Source organism: Amycolatopsis sp. NPDC051106, from assembly GCF_040682775.1.
Taxonomy (GTDB): Bacteria; Actinomycetota; Actinomycetes; order Mycobacteriales; family Pseudonocardiaceae; genus Amycolatopsis.
Genome location: NZ_JBFBBQ010000210.1, coordinates 1 through 1,058 on the forward strand (window position 1 = coordinate 1; position 1,058 = coordinate 1,058).

The window sequence follows — 1,058 nt, forward strand, 5'->3', positions numbered from 1 at the left end:
TGATCCTTCTTCTTGTCTAGGGAAGAAAGCCAAACCAAGGGCTGCGTGATCAGTGTGCAGGACATGCACGAGCAGGACACCACAGGGGCCCCGGCAGGGGACCTGGCGGTGTTCCGGCAGGAACTCCGCCATTGCCTGACCCGGCGTGCTGATGCCATGTTCGAGTTGGCCGACGCGGTGGCGTCCGCCCCGGCACGGGTCGGGTCACTGCCCGGGTTGTCGCTGGAACCGGAGTTCCGACGAGGTCACGGCAGTGTGTATGCCGCGCTGACCCAGGGGCGCATCGACGAACCCCGACTGCGCGGCCTGCTGCTGGGCACGGTGGGTGCGGGCCGGGATGGGCTGGTGTGGTTCGCCGGGGACGTGTCGAACTGGACCCGCCCGGAAGCGGCATGTTCACCGCAGCGGCTGATGGTGCACGACAAGTCCGCCCGGACCCTCACCGGTGCCCCGGTGACCTCGGGGTGGCCGTTCGCGGTGATGGCCGCGCTGGAATGGGGACCGACGTCCTGGACTGCACCGGTGGACCTGGCCCGCCTCGGGCCCGCCGACACCCTGACCTCGGTCACCCTGGCCGCGATCGACCGGGTCCACACCGGTCTCGTCGAGGCAGGCCGGAGTGAGACGCCGGGGTTCGTGTTCGACGCCGAGTACGACCTGATGGCGTTGAGCCACCAGCACAGCGCAGGGGTGCATGTGGTGGGCCGGTTGCGGTCGAACCAGGTCTTTCACGCCGAGCCCCCGCCACCCGCGGCAGGGGCCCGGGGGCGGCGGCGCCGGCACGGCGACAAGATCACGCTCAACAAGCCCGCCACGCTCACCTCGCCTGACCGGGCCGCGACCGTGGATTCGCCGCGTTACGGGCGGGTCACCCTCTCGGCCTGGGACACCCGGCATCGCCGGCTGATCCGCGACGGCTATTGGAAGGATCACGTCGGGCTGTTGCCGATCGTGGCCGGCACGGTGGTCCGGGTGGAGATTCAGCGGCTGCCCGGCGGTGGGGCCCCGGGTGGGCCGATGTGGTTGTGGCATGCGGGGCCCACGGAGCTGGACCTGGT

Annotated in this window: 1 protein-coding gene; it reads left to right on the top strand. The window is 70.5% G+C overall.

The window, feature by feature from the left end:
- Positions 1 to 63: 63 nt before the first annotated feature.
- A partial coding sequence (locus tag AB0M83_RS48590; RefSeq protein ID WP_364529666.1) for a transposase occupies positions 64 to 1,058 on the top strand: 995 nt, incomplete at its 3' end.